Raw genomic sequence first — 20,169 nt, 5'->3', positions numbered from 1 at the left:
GAATTTTAATAAAATCTTCTCTTATTTTTTGTAATTTCGTGAGATTCAAATCTAAAAATATCAATTGTGTTTAAAAAAATTTTGCTATTGCTTTGCTTTTCGTTAATTCTAGTTTCGTGTAAAAAAGATTGTTATACTGCTCCCGAAAAAGTAGTTTTTGAGTTTGTAAATTCTACAGGAGAAAATTTAATTCAGAATGGAAGTCTTACAACATACAACATTATGAGAAAAACCGGGCAAGACAGTTATACAAGTGTAGAACTTACACAAACTGACGACCACAAAGTTATCTTAAAAAATGTAGGATTGTTTAACGGAACGCAAGAATATAGATTTACTGCAGCGCCAAATATTTTCTTTTTTTCTATTAAATCATCTGGTGTTACAACGGATTGTGATGGCTTTCAAATTGATAAAATTGATTTTGAAAACGTTGTAGCGACAAAAGAAAACGGATATTACAGAATTGTATTGGATTAAAAATTATGAAAACGAATAAATTATCTGAGCTGAGTATAGAAGAATTAGAATCAAAGAAAAAAATGGTTTTAAGTGCTATAATAGGATTAGGAATTGTAATGATTATTGCATGTTGCCTTCTTTTTTATTTTGCGATGATGTCAAAAAATTTTGCTTTAATCGCTGTTGTAATCGGCAGTACATTGACATTAATGCCGAGTTTTATCAGTATTGGTCAGATCAATGCTGAAATAAAATCCAGAAAGTCTAAATATTTATAATTAGTCAATTTAGTTTAAGAACAGATGAAAAAAACTTTATTTATTCTCATTTTTACTTTTCTAAGCATTTCCTCTTTTGCTCAATACAGAAAAGTTTATTCTTATGGTGATTATCAAAAAAATTGGGCTTTAGTAAAAACCTCGTCTGGAACTTATGGCTTTATTGATCAAAATAAAAAACAGATTGTAGCGCCCATTTACTCTAAAATTGAAAAATTCGGCAAAATACATCCTGATTTTGCTTTGGTGAAAGCTATTACAAATACTTATGGGCTCATTGATAAAAATGGAAAAGAAATTCTTCCGGCAATCTATCAAAACATCGGGAAGTTTGGAGAGCTAAAGAAAGATTTTGCTTTGGTTGAATCTATCAACAACAAATTTGGATTGATCGATTCAAGCGGAAAAGAAGTAATTTCAGCGATTTACAGTTTAGATGAATTAAAATCAAAACTGTAATAGTTTACATAAAATATAATCATACAAATTTTAAAACTTTCTTAACTCAGATTTCGTGTTTCTATTCTTACATTTGATGTAAATAATTTAGAACAATGCTTAATTTCGAGTTTAAAAATCCTACAAAAATACTTTTCGGAAAAGGTGAAATTGCAAAAATTTCAAATGAAATTCCTAAAGATGCCAAAATATTAATGATTTATGGTGGCGGAAGCATCAAGAAAAACGGTGTTTACGATCAGGTAAAAGAAGCTTTAAAAGATCACAATTTACACGAATTTGGCGGCGTTCCTGCCAATCCTGAATATGAAGTTCTTATCAATGCTTTAAGCTTTATCAAAGAAAACAAAATCAATTATCTTCTTGCTGTTGGTGGCGGATCTGTGATTGATGGCGTTAAATTCCTTTCTGCAGCTGCCAATTACGAAGGTGAGCCTTGGGAAATTCTTAAAAAACCGGTTCGTACTTTTGAAGGTGAAGGAATGCCTTTCGGAACCATTCTCACGTTGCCTGCTACAGGATCTGAAATGAATTCAGGATATGTAATTTCAAGAAGAGAAACCAACGAAAAATTGTCTTCAGGTGGACCGGGATTGTTTCCGCAATTTTCAGTTTTAGATCCTGAAGTAATCAGATCAATTCCTAAAAATCAGATTGCAAACGGAATCGCAGATGCTTATACTCACGTTTTAGAACAATATATGACGGCTCCTTCTTCTGCTGATCTTCAGGAAAGAATTGCAGAAAGTATTTTAATAAGTCTTCAGAATGCCGCTCCAAAAGTAATGTCTGAGGAATTTGATTATGATGCTGCAGGAAATTTCATGTGGTGTTGTACAATGGCTTTAAACGGTTTAATCCAAAAAGGAGTGATTACCGATTGGGCTGTTCACGCAATGGGACACGAATTAACCGCTTATTACGGAATTGATCATGCAAGAACTTTAGCTGTAGTTGCACCTTCACATTACCGTTATAATTTTGATGCTAAAAAAGGAAAACTGGCACAATACGCAGAGCGAGTTTGGGGAATTACAGAAGGAAGTACTGAAGAAAAAGCTGAGCAAGCGATTGTAAAACTGGAAGAGTTTTTCCACAGTCTTCAAATTCAGACTAAACTATCAGATTATACTCAAGATTTTGCCGGAACTGCAGAAAGAGTTGAGAAAGCTTTCACTGAAAGAAACTGGCTAGGTCTGGGCGAAAATAAAAATCTTACACCTCAAGATGCTTTCAAAATCGTTGAGATGAGTTATTAAAATTAGGGAATAGATATTAGGGTTTATGATTTAGTTAAAAAAATTAGGGTCATACATTTTTCAGGAAGATGAGAAATTATGAGACTTTAGAAATTTTCCTAAAACCTAAACCCTAAAACCTGTTGCCTAGATTATATTTTCTACAAACATTTGTTTAAAAAACCTTAATTTCATTATAGATATTACAAATTTATTTATATTTTAGCATATTCTTAAATTTGTGAAAATGAAAAAACACTTACTCTTATTTGCCTTTTCTGCATTAGCATTGACATCTTGTGAAGATGATGACGTTCAGGGTTATGAAATGGACATGCTGAAAGGCGAATGGAAAACTGTAAAAACTGAGGTAATATCAGGAAAAGACAATAGCACAGTATTACAAACATTCACTCCTACAGGTTGTGATATCAAAAGTACTACAGAATTCAGAACAGATTATTACGCTTCTTATACAAGTTTTTCAGGAGTAGGTGCAGATTGCACCAGTCAAAAAACAGAAGGAACTTATACATACTCTAATGAGGATAAATTATTGGTTATAAAATATAATAATGACAGCGAAAGAGCATACAGAGTTGATATTCTAAGCAATACAGAACTTAGACTTGTGCAACTGTTTGGAAATGTTGATGTAAATGGAGATATGATTATAGACACCAGTTATATTACTTATAAAAGATAAAAACAATAATATAAGATATAGGCTCCCGTTTTTTACGGGAGTTTTTTTTATATTTACTACTGTAAAAAATTTAGAAACAATGAAGAAGATTTTATCAGTAGTATTGCTACTGACTTTCGCCCTGATTTTCTCTCAGGAAAAACATCCAATGTTCTGGCAAGACATTCAAAATTTCAAAAAATTAGATCAGGAAAATGCACCTCCGAAAAATTCTATTCTTTTAGTCGGTAGTTCATCATTTACAAAATGGCAGGATGTTTCAGACTATTTCCCAGGCAAAACCATTATCAACAGAGGTTTCGGTGGATCAAGATTAACAGATTTAAACTATTTTTCTGAAGATTTATTGAGCCCTTATCAGCCTAAACAGATCATTATTTATTGCGGAGAAAACGATTTTGCCGATGATGCACAATTAAAAGCCGATGTTGTGGTTGACCGTTATAAAACATTCTACAAAAAAATACGCAAGAAATTCCCGGCTATTCAGGTTGATTATATTTCAATAAAATATTCGCCGAGCCGCGAAAATCTTTGGCCTCAAATGAAAGAAGCCAATAAAAAAATTGCAAAGTTTATGAAAAAAGAAAAAAACGCAGATTTCATAGACATTACAAAGGTGATGAACGATAATAACGGAAATATCAGAAAAGATCTTTTTGTAGAAGACATGCTTCACATGACACCAGAAGGTTACAGACTGTGGACGAAGGTGATGAATCCTTATATGAAATAAATAAGATTAAAAAATATTCGATAATTCGAAAAACAAGAGCGATTTCAGTTGAAGTCGCTTTTTTTTCAATTACTTCATTGTCAGTATTTTAAAAAAACATAGTTTTGTAGTAATATACACAAACAAAACTTCGATGAAAAAAAGTTTTTTACTGGCATTTGTCACAATATTTCTATTTTCTTCCTGCAGCAATGATGACAATGAAAATAATCAAACCGCTATAAAACCCATTGTAGGAACTTGGAAAATGAGTAAAACAATGATGATTTCAGGTTCAAATAATGCCATTTTACAGTCAAGTTCTGTTACAGGTTGCGAAGCTCTAAACACTTTCGAATTCGGACAAAATCAAGGCTTCAGTATAAAATATTACACTAAAAATAATATGGAATGCATTGCTGACGGATTTGATACCGGAACGTATCAATACAGCGAAAATTCAAAAATGCTGACTTTTACCTACTCAGATTCTGTGGTAGAATCTGCCGTTGTTCATTCACTTAGCAGTACCGAAATGATGACTGTTGATCATATCGAAGATTACAATAATGATGGCGTAAATGACACCTCAGTTCTTTTATTTAAAAAGCAACAATAAAATTTATACGTTTTAAAATCTACAGAAAACAATATCGGCTTTGAATAAAAAAATGCGCCTCGCTTGAGACGCATTTTTATTATTTCTTTCTCTTAGATTTAGAAATTGCTTTCTGTTGTGATCTATTGGCTCCGAATTTTTTGGGAGCTTTTCTTTTAGAAGGGCCACCCCAGTTTTCTTTTTTATTCTTATCTTTTTTCTCATGGAAAGCTCCTCCACCATCAAAAAGTTTTACCTGAGCCGGATTTTTCATTACAATCTGATCTTCTTCAGATGCAATTTTCTTAGGATTGATTTTCACCTCTTCTGGGAAGTCGATGTATGTCAATTCTTTATCCATTAGCAACTCAATATCTAAAGCCAAATCATCTTCTTTTTTGGTAACAAAAGTTACTGCTTTACCATCTTTATCTGCTCTACCAGTTCTACCAATTCTGTGAATATACTGTTCCGGAACTTCCGGAGTTTCAAAATTCACAACATGGGTAATATCTGAAATATCAAGACCTCTCGCCATTACATCAGTCGTAATTAAACCTCTGATTTCTTCATTTTCAAAGCGTTTCATCGCCTTTAATCTGTAGTTTTGAGATTTATTAGAGTGAATTACATCAAACTCTTTTGGAAAAAGCTCATTAATTTGAGTGAAAAGTAAATCTGCGTGTTTTTTGTTGTTTGCAAAAATCAAAACCTTAGACATATCCTCATTGGTTTTCAACAAGTGTTCCAGTAAATTGATCTTTGTGTTGAAGTTTTCAACTTTATAAGCGGTTTGCTCAATTTTTTCAAGCGGAGTTCCAGATTTTGCTAATGAAATTTCAATGGGGCCTGCGAAATATTCATCCAACATATCATCAACAGCTTCAGTCATCGTTGCTGAAAAAAGAATATTCTGTCTTTTCTCACGCATCATTTCGAAGATATGCGTTAATTGTGGTCTGAAACCTAAATTCAGCATTTCATCAAATTCATCAATGATCAATTTTTGAACTTCTTTTAATGAAATTGCATTATCAATCGCCAAATCCATGATTCTACCAGGAGTTCCTACCAAAATATCACAACCATTGTCAAACAATAGTTTCTGTGTGTTGATATTCTTTCCACCAAAAATTCCGATTACTCTTGCAGTAAGGTTTTCCGTCAGTTTTTCTACAATTTCTGTTACCTGAACAACCAATTCTCTTGTAGGAACCAAAACCACCACGGTAGGATTTCCGTTTTTATTGTATTTCCATGTTTTTAAAACCGGTAATAAATAAGCTAACGTTTTTCCTGTTCCCGTTTGTGCAATTCCCATCACATCTCTTCCCGAAAGAATCGGACCGATACTTTTTTCCTGAATTGGAGTGGGCTCAAATAAATTTAAATCTGCTAAAACATCAAGAACTTTAACCGGAAGGTCAAAGTCTGCAAAAGTGAGTTTTTCCATTTTGCAAAGATAGGTAATTAATTTTTGTATTTTTAGACTGGAAGATGGATGTTTTTGTCCCACAGATTTCACGGATTTACACAGATGACCATCTTATATTTCGATTATAACACATCGAATTTTTGAATATATAATTCGTGCATCCGTGGCAATTTTTATTTTCAAACCTCTGTGAAAATCTGTGCTATCTGTGGGAATCTTCTTTTCTTGAAATTCTCAATAAAAGAATGATAACAAGTAAAACTGAAAAGCAAAATCCCAAAACAGCAACCAAAGACATCTCTCCAATTCTTGGCCCAGATTCTGAAACAAAAACAATGGCTGTTGCAATAATATTCGCTCCTAAAATCATCGCCAAAATAAGATTCACAATGCTCGATTTTATTAACTGATTAGTCTTTTCAATATTTTTTATTTCACTCGAAATTGTAAAACTGTTATCATCTAATTTCTGCAACACAGAACGAAGTTCTTTAGGTATTTCATCCACATTATCGGTGAAAGTCATCACCTTTTCCATTCCTGTTTTCAGGAGTTTTTTGGGACTTATTTTCTTGGTTAATATTTTTTTTGTGTAGGGATGCAAACTTTTCACAATATCCAGATCAGGATTAATCGTTCTTCCCACACCTTCTATCAAACCAATTCCTTTAAATAAAAGATAAAAATAATCGGGCATGTACAACCTATTATCTTTCAGAACATCTTTCATTTTATTGATGATAATATGCGGATCAATATCTTTCAAAGAAGTGCTGTGAACGAAATTTAAAACTTCTTCAACATCATTTTCAAATCTTCTTTCATCAGGAATTTCATAGCTCACCGCCATTTTTTTAAGATGACGAACAATTTTATGAGAATTTTTAGCAACAAAAGCCACAATTAAACTTTCCAAAATCTCTTTGTCATTCGGCTGAATTTTTCCAACAGCACCGAAGTCAATGAAAACAACTTTTCCATCTTTTTTCACTAAAATATTTCCTGCATGAGGATCGGCGTGGAAAAATCCGTAATCTAAAATCTGTGAAACAAAAAGCCTTAAACCGACTTCCGAAACAACAACTGGATCGATATTATGTTTTAACAATTCGTCCTTATCAGTCACTTTAATGCCGTCGATAAATTCCATACACAAAACATTGTTGTTGGAAAATTCATCATATACCTTCGGAACGTAAGTTTCTTTATTATTTTTAAAATTTAAAGCAAACTGTTGGATATTATTTCTCTCATTTACTAAAGAAACTTCTTCCAGCAAAGATTTTTCAAAAGTGGAAATCGCCTGTTTAAGATTGAGTTTGGCACCGATTTCAGAATAAGTGGAAATAAGTTTCACCAAATCTTTTATTAATAATAAATCATCTTCAATAACTGATAAAACATCCGGTTTTTTGATTTTCAAAATGACGTCTTCACCAGAAATTAAAGTCGCTTTGTAAACCTGAGCGATAGAAGCGGTTGCCAAAGGTTTTGCAATAATTTCCGAGAAATGTTCTTTCGGAATAATATTAAATTCATTTTCAAGAATCTCCTCTACATTCATTTCTACCACTTCTACCCTGTCCTGAAGCTTTTGAAGTTCCTGAATCAGTTCCGGTGGAAGCAGATCTTCACGATTGCTAAAAGTTTGCCCAAGCTTTACAAAAGTGGGACCCAACTCTTCCAAAGCAAGACGAATTCTTTCGTAAACCGTTCCTTTAGATATAATTTCATCAGACTGCGCAAAATCCCCTTCCGGTTTTTTGCCCATTCTTGCAATCATATCTTTGAATCCGTATTTGCTTAAAACGGAAATTAGTTTTGCCGATCTTTTGAGTTTTCGTTGCTGCTTATCAAACATATTGTAGTGAGAGTAAATTAAATTGCAAGTTACGTTCAAAAATTATTCCTTTTGAAAATTTTAATTTAAATTCTAAAAAAGATTTATATTTTTGATTTATGTTGAAAAATTTGATTTTAATCTTAATTCTTAGTCTTATTATAAGCTGTATTTCAAGAAAACACACACAATATGTTTTACATGGAAATTATGTTTTAACAAAAGCAAAATTCTTTAAAATAGAAACCAAAAACGGAATTCATATTTTTCATTTTAAAAATGATTCTATTGAAGGTATTTTCACTAAAGTTGTGGATACGAGTTTTACGAATAAAAATTATCGTGAAATCAAGCTTAATAAAAAATATACTTTGTATTTACAAAAACAAGTTTACGCTAACTTAAGAACAGAAATCGGCCAGGAAACTATAATTGATAATGGTATTTTGATATGGAAAACAGGAATGAAATCCCAGCATTTTGTCGATTGTGAAAATATTACGGGAAATCTAATAAATCCAAGATTTACACTCTTAAAATATATCGATCCGAATCCTGTAAAATATTGATTATGACGAAATATATTTATCTCATTATAGTTCTAATGTTTGTTTCATGTAAAGCTTACAAAATAAAAAATGTTTACTTTAAATCTGAAACACTGAAAGTTAATTCAAAAATTGTCAGAATAGATTCCACAGAAAATGATTATGTTTATTTTCTGAAAAATGATACGATGCAAGCTTTTTTTACTAAGGCTAAATCATGCTTAAAAAATTTTGAAACTCTAATTGACACAACAAAAAAATATCAGTTAACTGTTCAAAGTGATGCAAAATTCAACTATTTATCAAAAACTTACAGTGAAGTTTATTATCATGAAGGCATCGATACATCTTTTAATTATAAAGATTATAGATTGATACTTTTAGACAGTCCTGATATCTGCGGAAAGACAGTTGATTGTAAAGAAAACCTTAAATTTAAAGAAAAGTTTTTCGAATCAATAAAATTCATTGACACATTAATTTATTCCATTCAAGGAAGAAAATTTCATGAGGCTTTAAATTTCATTTCGAAATACAGTCATGTTTCATCCGAGAGCATGCTTAATTACGCCAGAACATATCCTGGAGGGGTTTACGAAAAAGATAGAAAAATTTGGATCGATTGGTACGAAAAAAACAAGTGTACAAATATTCAGTTTAAAGAATAGTTTAAATCACCTTAAAAACCGTCAACAACAAAATTAAAGTTTGCCATCCTAAAATCAAATAGAAAAATAGTCGGCTTGGCTCTGAAATATCTTTAAGCTTATCAATAATTTTAGTTTTTAAAATCTCAGTAAAGCTTACGTTTTCATCTTTAAAATCTATTTCGTCAAGTTCCACTTTTTTAAAACCGTAAATAATGATTTTTTTGAACCATTTATTTTCTTTAGAATCTCTTATTTCCTGTAAAATCTTTAACTGAAGCTTCGCTTTATCTGTTCCCTTCTGAAATAATTGGGGCTGATTGGCTTTTACTTTATTTAAAATCCTGTCAATCATCGGGAAAAGTATTTGTTCGCCTTTATCAGCGATCAATCTATTGATCGTGCGAGCTATCACATATTTATTTCCTAATGTGAAAAGTAAAAATGGAGCTCCAAAAGCAGTCAGAATAGTTAATCCAAAAGAAATTGGTCTTGCTGCAAACAATACTAAAATAGCAGCTTGCCCATTGGTATGAACGGGACCACCCCCATTATTAAAAGTTTGAGCAATAATTAAAATGATTGTAATGACGCATAAAATAGCAATAGAAATTTGCCCGATAAGATTGATCTTAAGGAAGCTAAATGTCGCACGGCTTAGAAGTTTGGCAACATATTTAAATTCATCATTAATACTGTTTTTAGATTTTAATTTATCTATCATCTGTGAAAATTTTGGAAATGTAAATTACAGAAATTTTGGCAATTATTGTTTACCTAAATTTCTGCAATTCATTATTTTCACTTATTCAGATTCAAAAAAAATCTTAATTCAAAGAAAAGAGTTTCAAATTATATGAATTAATCCTCTCTAACAGACAAATTTATTTCACCTAAATATTAAGTTGTAAGCTTAATAGCTTTAAATTAAGGTTTAAAAAATCTATTCTTCAAAAACATATTCATTATAATGTCCTAAAAATTTCACATTAGAACCTAATGAAATAATCTCATCGATTGCATTTTGAGACAGAACATTGTGCCATTCACTTGCTACATTGATGAAGAAAAAATAATTTCCCAAACCTGTTTTCAGTGTTCTGCTTTCGATTTTAGAGAGATTCATTTTTCGCCAAGCAAAAACAGAAAGTACCTGATGAAGACCTCCTGCATGGTCTTCGGGAAGTGTAATGATTAGAGAAGTTTTTTCTGAAGTTCTGGGTAAAGGAATATTTAAAGCTGATCTTGTTTTTGAGATTACAATAAACTTGGTATGATTCTGTTCAAAATCCTGAATATTTTCATGAATTATTTTTAAACCATACAATTTTGCAGAATATCGGTTGGCAATTGCTGCCCATTTTTCCTGAGAGTTTTCAGAAACCAGCTTTGCTGAAGCTGCTGTAGAACTGAAATCCTGCGACGGAATATCTTTAAAATTTTCGTGTCTGAAATGAAAAGTCTGCGCCAAAGCTTGAGGATGTGAAATCACTTTCTCAAAAGTTTCGTTATCGGGATGGATCATCAAATGATGCGCAATCGGCATCACCAATTCGGTTTCAATAAAAACCTCAAAATCATAGAGATAATCGAGGGTCATCGAAACTGTTCCTTCAATAGAGTTTTCTAATGGAACTACGGCTTTATCTACTTCATTATTTTTCACCGCATTAAAGCAATCTAAAATACTCGACTGAGGAACTAATTCTTCACTCGGAAAAATCTGAGACGCTGCTAATTGTGTGAAACTGGCTTTTGGACCGAGGTATGCTATTTTCATAGGACAAATGTAGAAAATATTGAATAAAAATAATTTTTATTACATTTTTTATTCCTTGTATTTATAGGTTTCATTTTTTAATTTACCATTCTCTTGCTGATCTATTTCGATGTATACATCTTCAGAAATAGGTTTACCTCTATTTTTTAAAATATCAAATTTAAGATTAACCAAACTATTCTCAATTTTCTTTATACAAAACAGATATTCATCTTTATCATAATATTTATCAATTTCCTTCTCATCACGAACCATTTTAACCTTAGATATTTTGCCTTTCTCTCCAATGGTTATGACATATTTATCAGAACAATCAAAATCTTTATCATTTTTAAAATTAACTTTACTAAGAAGTTTAAAAATAATATCAGAAATTTTATTTTTATTTAATCTATTGTAACCACCCTTCACTTTTTCGTAATTATCTACGTTGTAATCCTTTATTAAATTTCCGTTGCTGAAATCAAGTACTTTTTCGTTTCGGAAAATTCTCCTTAAAAAAAATATATCTTCTCGTAAAATATTTTTTTTATGAAAATTCTCAGTAAAATTAATACTCCCGGAAAACCAATCCATCAAAACTCTTCCATTAATAACTTTATCTCCAAAAATCTCTTTCATTCTCGCCAAAGAATCTCCATTAAACCATCTGTTTCTATATCTTGAATTTCCACAATCAATCATACCTGATAAATATAGTTTATTATCAATAACTTCATAAACTCCTTGATAACCACGCCAACATGACAAAGGAATAAGTTCTCCTTTAAAACTAAATTTTGCTAATTCATCATCATTAAATTTTTCTTTTAGATACCTTTCAATCAATAAATTATAAGTTGGAATCGTATCATTCTTATAAATAATTAAATCTGGCGATTGAGGACTTGCAATCGCTTTTAACGACAAAAGAAATAACAATAAAATTGTTAAATTATATTTCATAAAATTGTGGTAAAATTTATTTTAAAAATACATAAAAAATCCCGCCAAAAAAGGCAGGATCTATATTTAAAAATTCAAGTCAAGATTATTCCCACTCGATTGTTGCAGGTGGTTTGCTTGAAATGTCGTAGGCTACTCTGTTGATTCCTCTTACTTCGTTGATGATTCTGCTTGAAACCGTATCTAAAAACTCGTAAGGAAGTTTGCTCCAAGTTGCTGTCATAAAGTCGATGGTGTTTGCAGAACGAACAACCGCAGTATATTCGTAAGTTCTTTCGTCCCCCATTACTCCTACAGATTTTACAGGAAGAAGTACCACAAAAGCCTGAGAAACTTTCTCATACAAATCGTTTTTGTACAATTCTTCGATGAAAATATCATCCGCTTCTTGTAGAATTCTTACTTTTTCAGCGTCTACAGCTCCTAAAACTCTGATTCCCAAACCTGGACCAGGGAAAGGGTGTCTGTGTACCAAATGATGAGGAATACCCAATTCTTCACCTACTTTTCTTACTTCGTCTTTGAATAACTCTCTTAAAGGCTCCAATAATTCGAACTCCATATCTTCAGGAAGCCCACCCACATTGTGGTGAGATTTGATCACTGCAGATGGACCATTTACAGACTGACTTTCAATCACGTCAGGATAAATTGTTCCCTGAGCTAAGAATTTAGCCCCTTCAATTTTATGAGATTCTTCATCAAAAACGTGAATAAATTCGTTCCCGATAATTTTTCTTTTAGCTTCAGGATCATCAACTCCGGCCAATTTAGATAAGAATCTTTCTTTAGCATCAACAAGTTTAATGTTCATATGGAAATGCTCACCGTAATTCTGCATTACTTTTACATCTTCATCTTTTCTCAATAATCCTGTATCAACAAAGATACAAGTCAGTTGATCACCGATCGCTTTGTGAATCAACACTGCAGCAACAGAAGAATCTACTCCTCCTGAAAGACCCAGAATCACTTTCTGATCTCCTACTCTTTCTTTAATTTCTGCAACTGTTTTTTCGATATAATTGGTCAGTTTCCAGTTTTTCTCTGCATTACAGATAGAGAAAACGAAATTTTCTAACATTTTACCACCTTCTTCTGTATGAGAAACTTCCGGATGAAACTGTACACAATAGATTTTTTTATCTTCATTAGAAATTGAAGCAATTACACCAGATTTTGCATTTAATTCAAAACCTGCAGGTAATTCTCCAACCTCGTCAAAATGGCTCATCCAAACGATAGAATTATTGGTAATGCCATTTAATAAAGAAGATTCTTTTATAATCTCCAAGTGCGCTTTTCCGTATTCGCCTTTTTCGCCTTTATGTACTTTACCGCCCAAAAGATGTGCGGTAAGCTGCATTCCGTAGCAGATTCCTAAAACAGGAATTCCTTGTTCGTACAATTCTTTTTCAACTAAGTGTGCATTTTCTGCATTTACAGAGCTTGGACCTCCTGAAAGGATAATTCCTCTCGGTTGCTTTTCTAAAATTGTTTCTAATGGTGTATTGAAAGGTAAAATTTCAGAGTAAACCCCCATCTCACGGATTCTTCTTCCGATAAGCTGGTTGTATTGTGATCCGAAATCTAATATGATAATACCGTTATTCATTTTTATAATTGATTTTTTTAAATGATATCAGATTTAAGACATCAGACAACAGATTTTTTAGTCTGAAATCTAGAATCTTGTATCTAATATCTAAATTCTAACTGTTTTACAAAAAAAGACTTGGAATAGCTCCAAATCTTTTTTCGTGATTTTATTTTAAAACTTTCCGATGTCTTCTCTGTAGAAGCCGTAATCGAAATGTACGTGACTTGCGTCTTCGTAAACTTTTTTGCGGGCATCTTCGTAAGTAGCACCTGTTGCAACGATATTTAAAACTCTACCGCCGTTAGAAACTACTTTATCTCCTTTTTTGATGGCACCTGCATATAAAAGCTGACTGTGTCTTACTTTTTCTTCACCAGTGATTTCAAAACCGGTTTCGATATTTCTAGGATAACCTCCTGAACACATTACAAGACAAACTGCTTTTTCGTCTTTGAATTTAAGTTCAATTTCTTTTCCTTCCATACAGTCGTTAATTACATCTAACAGATTATTTTCCATTAATGCCATCAAAACCTGAGTTTCAGGATCACCGAATCTCATGTTGTATTCTAGTAAGTAAGTTCCGTTTTTAGTAATCATCAATCCGAAGAAAATCATTCCTTTGAAAGTGAAACCTTCAGCTTTAAGACCTTTTACGGTTGGGTTCAAAATATTATTTTCGAAATCAACGTAATGTACTTCTGTGAATTCAGGGCTTGGAGCCACAGAACCCATTCCTCCTGTATTTGGACCCGTATCGCCGTTTCCTACTTTTTTGTAATCTTTAGCAGCAATACAAGGGAATATTTTTTCACCATTTGAGAATGCAATAATTGAAGCTTCAAAACCTACCAAATGCTCTTCGATAACCAAACGGATTCCTGCATCGCCATAGATTCTTCTGATCATGAAATCGTGAATCGTAGCTTCTGCTTCTTCCAAAGTTTCGCAGATTACAACACCTTTTCCACCAGCAAGACCACTTGCTTTAATTACTAAAGGATATTCCTGCTTCTGAACATATTCTTTAGCTTCAGGATAAGAATCAAATACCACAGCTTTCGCCGTTTTAATATCATAGGTCTGCATAAATTTCTTAGAGAAAGCCTTACTTCCTTCAAGACTTGCTACTTTCTGATTCGGACCGAAAACTTTAAGACCATGTTTCTTAAATTCGTCCTTCAAACCAGCTACCAAAGGAGCTTCGGGACCTACAATTGTAAGATCTACTTTCTCCTTAATTGCAAAATCTCTAAGTTCTTTAATCTCTGATAAATGAACATTTTTTCCTATCGCACCAGTAGTTGCATTTCCGTTGGCGAAAAACATATGACTCACTCTAGAATCCTTCTGAAGTTTTGCTGCCAAAGCAGATTCTCTTCCACCTTCACCTATGATTAATATTCTCATACTTTATTTATTATCTAGTCTATTTTACAAATATATAATTTTGAATGCTATAAATACAATCCCAAATTACTTTTTAATTCTATTTTAATTAATGGAAAAAATGTCTAATTCCTGTAAACATCATCGGAATTTTATGCTCATTTGCGGCATCGATGCTGTCTTGGTCTTTTACACTTCCTCCCGGCTGAATAATTGCCGTAATACCTTCCTGAGCGCAGAAATCTACCACATCACGGAAAGGGAAAAATGCATCAGAAGCCAAAACTAAGTCTCCTGAGAATTTTTCTTTTGCTCTTTCAATTGCTTGTTGGGTTGCCCAGATTCTGTTCACTTGTCCGCCGCCGATTCCGAAAGCCTGAATTCCGTTAGAAACTACAATCGCGTTAGATTTCACATATTTTACAACTCTTTGAGAGAATAATAATGCTTTTTTCTGCTCCTCAGTAGGCTGTGTTTCAGTAACTACTTTAATATCATCAGAGAAAATACTGTCGTTGTCCTGAACTAAAATTCCACCGTCAACCTTCACCCAAGTTTGTTTGTCTGAAACAGGGTTTACAATTTTTATAATTCTTAAATTTTTCTTTTTTCTTAAAACTTCCAAAGCTTCTTCATCAAAATCCGGAGCCATTACGATTTCAAGGAATGTTTTGTTTAATTCTTCAGCTGTTGCCGCGTCAATTTTGTAGTTCATTGCAACAATTCCGCCAAAGATAGAAACAGGATCACATTCGAAAGTTTTCTGGTAGGTTTCTAGAGCTGAAGTTCCGATAGCAACGCCACAAGGTGTAGAATGTTTTACCGCACAACAAGCCATTTCTTCTTTAAATTCTGTAACTACTTTCCAGCAAAGATCCATATCGCGAAGATTATTGAAAGACAATTCTTTACCTCCCAATTGTTCGAAATCTTTCATCGCTCCATTTTCGAAAGTAGAAGTGTAATAAGCTGCCGTTTGATGCGGATTTTCACCATATCTAAGGTCAGCAACTTTTTTGTAAGAAGCACTTAAATAAGTTGGATAATCTTCTTCTAAAAGCATTCTTGAAATTGCTGCATCATAAGCCGAAGTAAGATTAAATACTTTTCCTGCCAATTTTTTACGAGTTTCGATGTACGTGTCACCGTTTTGTTCCATTTCGATTTTTACGGCTGCATAATCTTCAACATCAGTAATTACCGTTACCGAATCAAAATTTTTGGCTGCTGAACGAAGCATTGAAGGGCCTCCGATGTCGATAAATTCTACTTTTTCGTGTAAAGAAATGTCTTTGTTTACATTTTCGAAAAACGGATAAAGGTTTACGATTACCATATCGATCAAGCCAATTCCGTGTTCCTGAACGGTTTTCATGTGTTCTTCGTTTGAACGAACCGCCAATAAACCACCGTGAACTTTCGGGTGTAAAGTTTTCACTCTTCCATCCAACATTTCAGGGAAATCTGTTACTTCATCAATCTGAATGGGATTTAAACCAGCGTCTTTCAAATGTTTGAATGTCCCGCCTGTAGAAATCAATTCATAATTTTGGGATTCTAAAAACTGTGCGAATTCTGTTAATCCGCTTTTGTCAGAAACACTGATCAAAACTCTCTTGCTCATAGATTTTTCATTTTTGCAAGCGAAAACCGCAAGACTGCGATTTTCACTCATTTTTACTTTCATTTTCAGCATAGGGTTTCACCCTACACTTGGTTAAATCGTCCTTTTTCAGGACTTTTCAATTTTTACTTTTTACAGTTATTTCAAACTGTAGACCGGTTCTTTCACCTCCGATCTTACTTTTACTTAGATTTTTTACTTTTTTCGAAATATTTTTTTATCAATCTAAGTGTGTCTTTATACTGAATTTTATTTTTGAGAATCAACATCTTTTATAAAATTGATTACCCCATTCATAAAAACTTTTTGGTCGTCCCACATTGCAAGATGGCTTCCGTTCGGACAATACAAATATTTTCCATTTTTTACCATTTTACTTTGCTCTTCCATTGCTTTAGGATCCATCGTGTCGTATTTTGCACCGATCATTAATGTAGGAACGGTAATTTCTTTCAAACGATTTTTAATGTCCCAATTTGCCAAACGACCACTGATTCCAAACTCGCTCGGACCTTGCATTAAGGTATAAACCTGCTCGTTTCCGTGTTTCAATGCGCGGTTTAATCCATCCGGCCATTCTTTCAAGCGGCAAACGTGCTCGTGGTAAAAGTTGGGCAGCAACAATTCCATATAACGTGGGTTTCCAAAATCTTTTTTAGCTTCAATAGCTCTAATTTCTTTCAAAATTTCGGGCTTCATTTGCTTGGCTAAAACTTCCTCAGCATATTTCCCGTATTCCGGAGCGCTCGCTACCATATTGGCAACCAATAAACCTTTTAAGTTTTTTTGGTATTTCAAAGCGTATTCCATTGCTAAAATTCCGCCCCAAGAATTTCCCAACACATAAAAATTAGATTGGTCTGCACCAATTGCTTTTCTCACCTGCTCTACTTCTTCTACGAAACGATCTGTCGTCCAGAGACTTTCGTCTTTCGGCTGATCGCTGTAATAAGATCCCAATTGATCATATTCGTAAAACTCAAAACCTTCTCTTTGAAAAAAAGTTTCAAAGCATTCCATATATTCGTGCGTCATTCCGGGACCTCCGTGTAAAAGCAGAACTTTTATTTTCGGATTGTTTCCAAAACGCTTCGTCCAGACTTTAAAATTTCCAACCGGAGTTGTAATTGGAATCATCTTCACGCCGCCCGATTCGATGGAATCGCCATAATTAAAATAATTTTCGGCAAAATCGCCTTGCTTTTTTTCTGTATTCTGACTGCACGAAATGATCGTAAAAACGGTCAAAAGTGAAATAATAATTTTTTTTGTCATTTGTGATGGTGTTTTTTTTATTGTTTTTTTATTTGAAATTCGTTTGATTTCTCAAAACTTTATCAATCGCTTTTGGAAAAATTTCATATTCAATTTTATGAACTTTTTCGGCTACAGTTTCAGGCGTATCATCTTCTGTAACTTCAAATGATTTTTGAAGAATAGCTTCTCCTTCATCAATTCCGGGAGTTACGAAATGTACGGTTGCTCCACTTTCTTTTTCTTTGGCTTCAATCACAGCATTGTGAACGTGATGTCCCCACATTCCTTTTCCTCCAAATTTTGGAAGCAAAGCAGGATGAATATTGATTATTTTTCCGCTCCAATTTTCACAAAACTCAGGTTTTAAAATTGATAAAAATCCTGCTAATACGATTAAATCTGTATTTTCGGGAATGATTTTACTCAATTCGCTGCTGAAGTTTTTCCCTCTCGGAATCAAAACGTTTTCTATGTTATGATTTTTTGCTCTTTCCAATCCAAAACATTCTCTGTCGGCAACTACCAAAGATACTTTTGCATTTTGGATTTCTCCATTTTCAATAGTATCAATAATTCGCTGAAGATTGGTTCCTGAACCTGAAACTAAAATGACTATATTTTTCATTTTTATTTTGTGAGCCTTGTCAAGGTTTGAAACCTTGACAAGGCTTTCTATATTATTAACTAGCCCCGATTGCAGCGGCATCCTTTTTCTGAAATGGCTTTGTAAAAAAGCGTTGGCGAAAAAGATATAGCGGAAAGCGGGATTAAGCTCCTAAAATTTTAAATCTATCTTTTCGCTTCCTTCAGTGATTTCTCCGATTTCGTAAGCGTCGTCAAGAAGATGTAAAACTTTTTCTGCGTGTTCTGCATCAACAACGATAATCATCCCAACTCCCATGTTGAAAGTTCCGAACATTTCTTCGCGAGCAACACCACCTCTTTTTTCTAGTTCCAACATAACGCTTGGAATCTGAATTTTTGAAGCATCAATGGAAGCACACAAACCATCACCGATAATTCTTGGAATATTTTCGTACAAACCACCGCCTGTAATGTGAGCAATACCTGCAACTTTTACTTCTTCGATTACCTTATGAATATCTTTATAATATAGTCTTGTAGGAACCAAAAGTGTTTCGTACAAAGGTTTTCCTTCGAATTCTTCATTAAAATCCGGGAAAACTTTTCTTACCAAAGAAAATCCGTTTGAATGGAAACCTGAACTTGGCAAAGCAATAATTTTGTCACCCGATTTGATTTTTGAGCCGTCAATAATTTGATCTTTTTCAACAATTCCTACGCAGAATCCTGCAACATCGTAATCTCCAGGCTTGTACATTCCCGGCATTTCGGCAGTTTCACCACCGATTAATGCGCAGTTGTTGTCTTTACAAGCTTCTACCATTCCTAAAACGATTTCTGCAGCAATTTCGGAATCTAATTTTCCACAAGCCAAATAATCCAGGAAGAACAATGGTTTTGCACCGTGACAAAGAATATCATTGGCACACATTGCGAAACAATCAACCCCGATAGAATCGTATTTTTTTGAGTCTAAAGCCACTTTAAGCTTCGTTCCTACTCCATCCGTTCCGGAAACCAACACGGGATTTTTGTAACCTCCGATTTCGTAGAAAGCTCCAAAACTTCCCAAATGATTCAAAACATTGGAATTGTGAGTTTCACCCACCGCTTTTTTGATCTTGTCAACGGTTTTGTAACCTTCTTCTTTGTCTACTCCTGCAGATTTGTACGTGTTGCTCATGTTTTATTTAGATTTTTTAGATGTTAGATTTCAGATTTTAGACTTAATAAATCTTGTATCTGATATCTTGTATCTCTATGTCTTTTTAATATACTTTTTATTCAAATTTAGAAAACAAAAAAGCCGACAATCTTGGTAGATTATCGGCCGTTATTTTATTTCAGAATTTCAGAGTCCACAATTTTCCCTTTTTCGGAGAAACATTCTTTAAAAGTGGTCTGAATTTTCATTACTTTTTCTTTTTGCAAAGATATTAATTTTATATTAATTTTCAAATGCTATTTTTCTAAGATTATTTCAACAGCAGAAATCTTATTTAATTTCTCCTGTAACTCACTGTTTTTATCGATGTTAGAAACTTTTTTATTTTCTTTATCGAAGTTATCATTAAAGAATGGAAGCGTGAAAGTATCGATAATATTCCCTCCATGTAGCGGAAAACGCTTTTCTGCAGCTTCTAAAACTCCCAAACCACCTCTTCCACCAGGAGCTGTAGCCATTAACAACATTGGTTTTTCGTTCCAAACCGCTCTGTCTTTAATTCTTGAAGTCCAATCGAAAACATTTTTAAAAGCAGTGGAATATGTTCCGTTGTGCTCTGATAAAGAAACTAAAAGAATGTCTGCAGCATCAATTTTTTCTGCAAAGTTTTTTGCTTCCTGAGGAACTCCACTTTCCACTTCGCGCTGGTGTTTGTAGATTGGCATTTCAAAATCGTTCATATCTACGATTTCCACTTCTGCATTTTCGATTAATGAAGCTGCATAAGAAACTAATAATTTATTGATTGATGTTTCGGAATTACTTCCTGCTACTGCTAAAATTTTCATTGTATAATTTAAATTTGTCTAAGTTTTAATGTATTATTGTGGAAGTAGTA

Annotated in this window: 21 protein-coding genes; 9 read left to right on the top strand and 12 right to left on the bottom strand. The window is 33.2% G+C overall.

Annotated elements, in window-relative coordinates; genetic code table 11:
• The first annotated feature begins 66 nt into the window (after nucleotides 1-66).
• The 7 genes from OEW74_RS17540 (at nucleotide 67) to OEW74_RS17510 (ending at nucleotide 4,477) form a co-directional block, all read left to right on the top strand.
• Complete coding sequence (locus OEW74_RS17540; RefSeq protein ID WP_265429693.1) at nucleotides 67-480, top strand: hypothetical protein; 414 nt, start codon at nucleotides 67-69, stop codon at nucleotides 478-480.
• A gap of 5 nt (nucleotides 481-485) precedes the next feature.
• Nucleotides 486-740 carry a hypothetical protein gene (locus tag OEW74_RS17535; protein WP_265429692.1) on the top strand — a complete coding sequence of 85 codons (255 nt, stop codon included), beginning with the start codon at nucleotides 486-488 and terminating at the stop codon, nucleotides 738-740.
• A gap of 24 nt (nucleotides 741-764) precedes the next feature.
• Complete coding sequence (locus OEW74_RS17530; protein ID WP_265429691.1) at nucleotides 765-1,199, top strand: WG repeat-containing protein; 435 nt, start codon at nucleotides 765-767, stop codon at nucleotides 1,197-1,199.
• Between the two features lie 95 nt (nucleotides 1,200-1,294).
• Nucleotides 1,295-2,458, top strand: coding sequence for an iron-containing alcohol dehydrogenase (locus tag OEW74_RS17525; RefSeq protein ID WP_265429690.1), 1,164 nt, complete (start codon nucleotides 1,295-1,297; stop codon nucleotides 2,456-2,458).
• 226 nt (nucleotides 2,459-2,684) lie between these two features.
• Nucleotides 2,685-3,143 (top strand): lipocalin family protein, encoded by a 459-nt coding sequence (locus OEW74_RS17520; protein WP_265429689.1) that lies wholly within the window; start codon nucleotides 2,685-2,687, stop codon nucleotides 3,141-3,143.
• A gap of 79 nt (nucleotides 3,144-3,222) precedes the next feature.
• Nucleotides 3,223-3,879 carry a GDSL-type esterase/lipase family protein gene (locus OEW74_RS17515; RefSeq protein WP_265429688.1) on the top strand — a complete coding sequence of 219 codons (657 nt, stop codon included), beginning with the start codon at nucleotides 3,223-3,225 and terminating at the stop codon, nucleotides 3,877-3,879.
• A 133-nt stretch (nucleotides 3,880-4,012) separates the two neighbouring features.
• Nucleotides 4,013-4,477, top strand: coding sequence for a lipocalin family protein (locus tag OEW74_RS17510; protein ID WP_265429687.1), 465 nt, complete (start codon nucleotides 4,013-4,015; stop codon nucleotides 4,475-4,477).
• 79 nt (nucleotides 4,478-4,556) lie between these two features.
• Here OEW74_RS17510 and OEW74_RS17505 read toward each other — a convergent pair whose 3' ends face one another.
• Both OEW74_RS17505 and OEW74_RS17500 read right to left on the bottom strand, forming a co-directional pair.
• The gene (locus OEW74_RS17505) at nucleotides 4,557-5,909 is read right to left on the bottom strand and encodes a DEAD/DEAH box helicase (RefSeq protein WP_265429686.1); all 1,353 of its coding nucleotides are present in this window, start codon (nucleotides 5,907-5,909) and stop codon (nucleotides 4,557-4,559) included.
• A 184-nt stretch (nucleotides 5,910-6,093) separates the two neighbouring features.
• Complete coding sequence (locus OEW74_RS17500) at nucleotides 6,094-7,752, bottom strand: ABC1 kinase family protein (RefSeq protein WP_265429685.1); 1,659 nt, start codon at nucleotides 7,750-7,752, stop codon at nucleotides 6,094-6,096.
• Nucleotides 7,753-7,862: 110 nt separating this feature from the next.
• Between OEW74_RS17500 and OEW74_RS17495 the strand changes: the two genes are divergently transcribed.
• Nucleotides 7,863-8,300: a hypothetical protein gene (locus OEW74_RS17495; protein WP_265429684.1), complete on the top strand. Its 438-nt coding sequence runs from the start codon at nucleotides 7,863-7,865 to the stop codon at nucleotides 8,298-8,300.
• A 2-nt stretch (nucleotides 8,301-8,302) separates the two neighbouring features.
• Complete coding sequence (locus OEW74_RS17490; RefSeq protein ID WP_265429683.1) at nucleotides 8,303-8,947, top strand: hypothetical protein; 645 nt, start codon at nucleotides 8,303-8,305, stop codon at nucleotides 8,945-8,947.
• 1 nt (nucleotide 8,948) lies between these two features.
• On the opposite strand, the gene OEW74_RS17485 is transcribed toward OEW74_RS17490, so the two are convergent.
• From OEW74_RS17485 to OEW74_RS17440, 10 genes are all read right to left on the bottom strand, one after another.
• On the bottom strand, nucleotides 8,949-9,650 hold the full coding sequence (locus OEW74_RS17485) for a hypothetical protein (protein ID WP_265429682.1): 702 nt from the start codon (nucleotides 9,648-9,650) through the stop codon (nucleotides 8,949-8,951).
• 219 nt (nucleotides 9,651-9,869) lie between these two features.
• Nucleotides 9,870-10,706: a prephenate dehydratase gene (gene pheA / locus OEW74_RS17480; RefSeq protein ID WP_265429681.1), complete on the bottom strand. Its 837-nt coding sequence runs from the start codon at nucleotides 10,704-10,706 to the stop codon at nucleotides 9,870-9,872.
• 48 nt (nucleotides 10,707-10,754) lie between these two features.
• Complete coding sequence (locus OEW74_RS17475) at nucleotides 10,755-11,651, bottom strand: hypothetical protein (RefSeq protein WP_265429680.1); 897 nt, start codon at nucleotides 11,649-11,651, stop codon at nucleotides 10,755-10,757.
• A gap of 85 nt (nucleotides 11,652-11,736) precedes the next feature.
• Nucleotides 11,737-13,266 carry a glutamine-hydrolyzing GMP synthase gene (guaA, locus tag OEW74_RS17470; RefSeq protein ID WP_265429679.1) on the bottom strand — a complete coding sequence of 510 codons (1,530 nt, stop codon included), beginning with the start codon at nucleotides 13,264-13,266 and terminating at the stop codon, nucleotides 11,737-11,739.
• A 156-nt stretch (nucleotides 13,267-13,422) separates the two neighbouring features.
• Nucleotides 13,423-14,661: a phosphoribosylamine--glycine ligase gene (gene purD, locus OEW74_RS17465; protein WP_265429678.1), complete on the bottom strand. Its 1,239-nt coding sequence runs from the start codon at nucleotides 14,659-14,661 to the stop codon at nucleotides 13,423-13,425.
• Between the two features lie 88 nt (nucleotides 14,662-14,749).
• Entirely contained in the window at nucleotides 14,750-16,264 is a 1,515-nt protein-coding gene (purH, locus tag OEW74_RS17460) for a bifunctional phosphoribosylaminoimidazolecarboxamide formyltransferase/IMP cyclohydrolase (protein WP_265429702.1), read from the bottom strand.
• Between the two features lie 249 nt (nucleotides 16,265-16,513).
• Nucleotides 16,514-17,539: a proline-specific peptidase family protein gene (locus tag OEW74_RS17455; RefSeq protein WP_265429677.1), complete on the bottom strand. Its 1,026-nt coding sequence runs from the start codon at nucleotides 17,537-17,539 to the stop codon at nucleotides 16,514-16,516.
• A 28-nt stretch (nucleotides 17,540-17,567) separates the two neighbouring features.
• A complete protein-coding gene (purN, locus tag OEW74_RS17450; RefSeq protein ID WP_265429676.1) occupies nucleotides 17,568-18,146 on the bottom strand; it encodes a phosphoribosylglycinamide formyltransferase in 579 nt (192 codons plus the stop codon).
• A gap of 150 nt (nucleotides 18,147-18,296) precedes the next feature.
• Nucleotides 18,297-19,289, bottom strand: a complete 993-nt coding sequence (purM, locus tag OEW74_RS17445; RefSeq protein ID WP_265429675.1) for a phosphoribosylformylglycinamidine cyclo-ligase — start codon at nucleotides 19,287-19,289, stop codon at nucleotides 18,297-18,299.
• 278 nt (nucleotides 19,290-19,567) lie between these two features.
• A complete protein-coding gene (locus OEW74_RS17440; RefSeq protein WP_074228149.1) occupies nucleotides 19,568-20,119 on the bottom strand; it encodes an NADPH-dependent FMN reductase in 552 nt (183 codons plus the stop codon).
• Nucleotides 20,120-20,169 lie beyond the last annotated feature (50 nt).

Origin of the sequence: Chryseobacterium sp. YIM B08800, from assembly GCF_026163565.1 — a bacterium.
In the GTDB taxonomy this organism is placed as follows: Bacteria; Bacteroidota; Bacteroidia; order Flavobacteriales; family Weeksellaceae; genus Chryseobacterium.
This window is presented reverse-complemented; position numbering and strand designations above follow the sequence as displayed.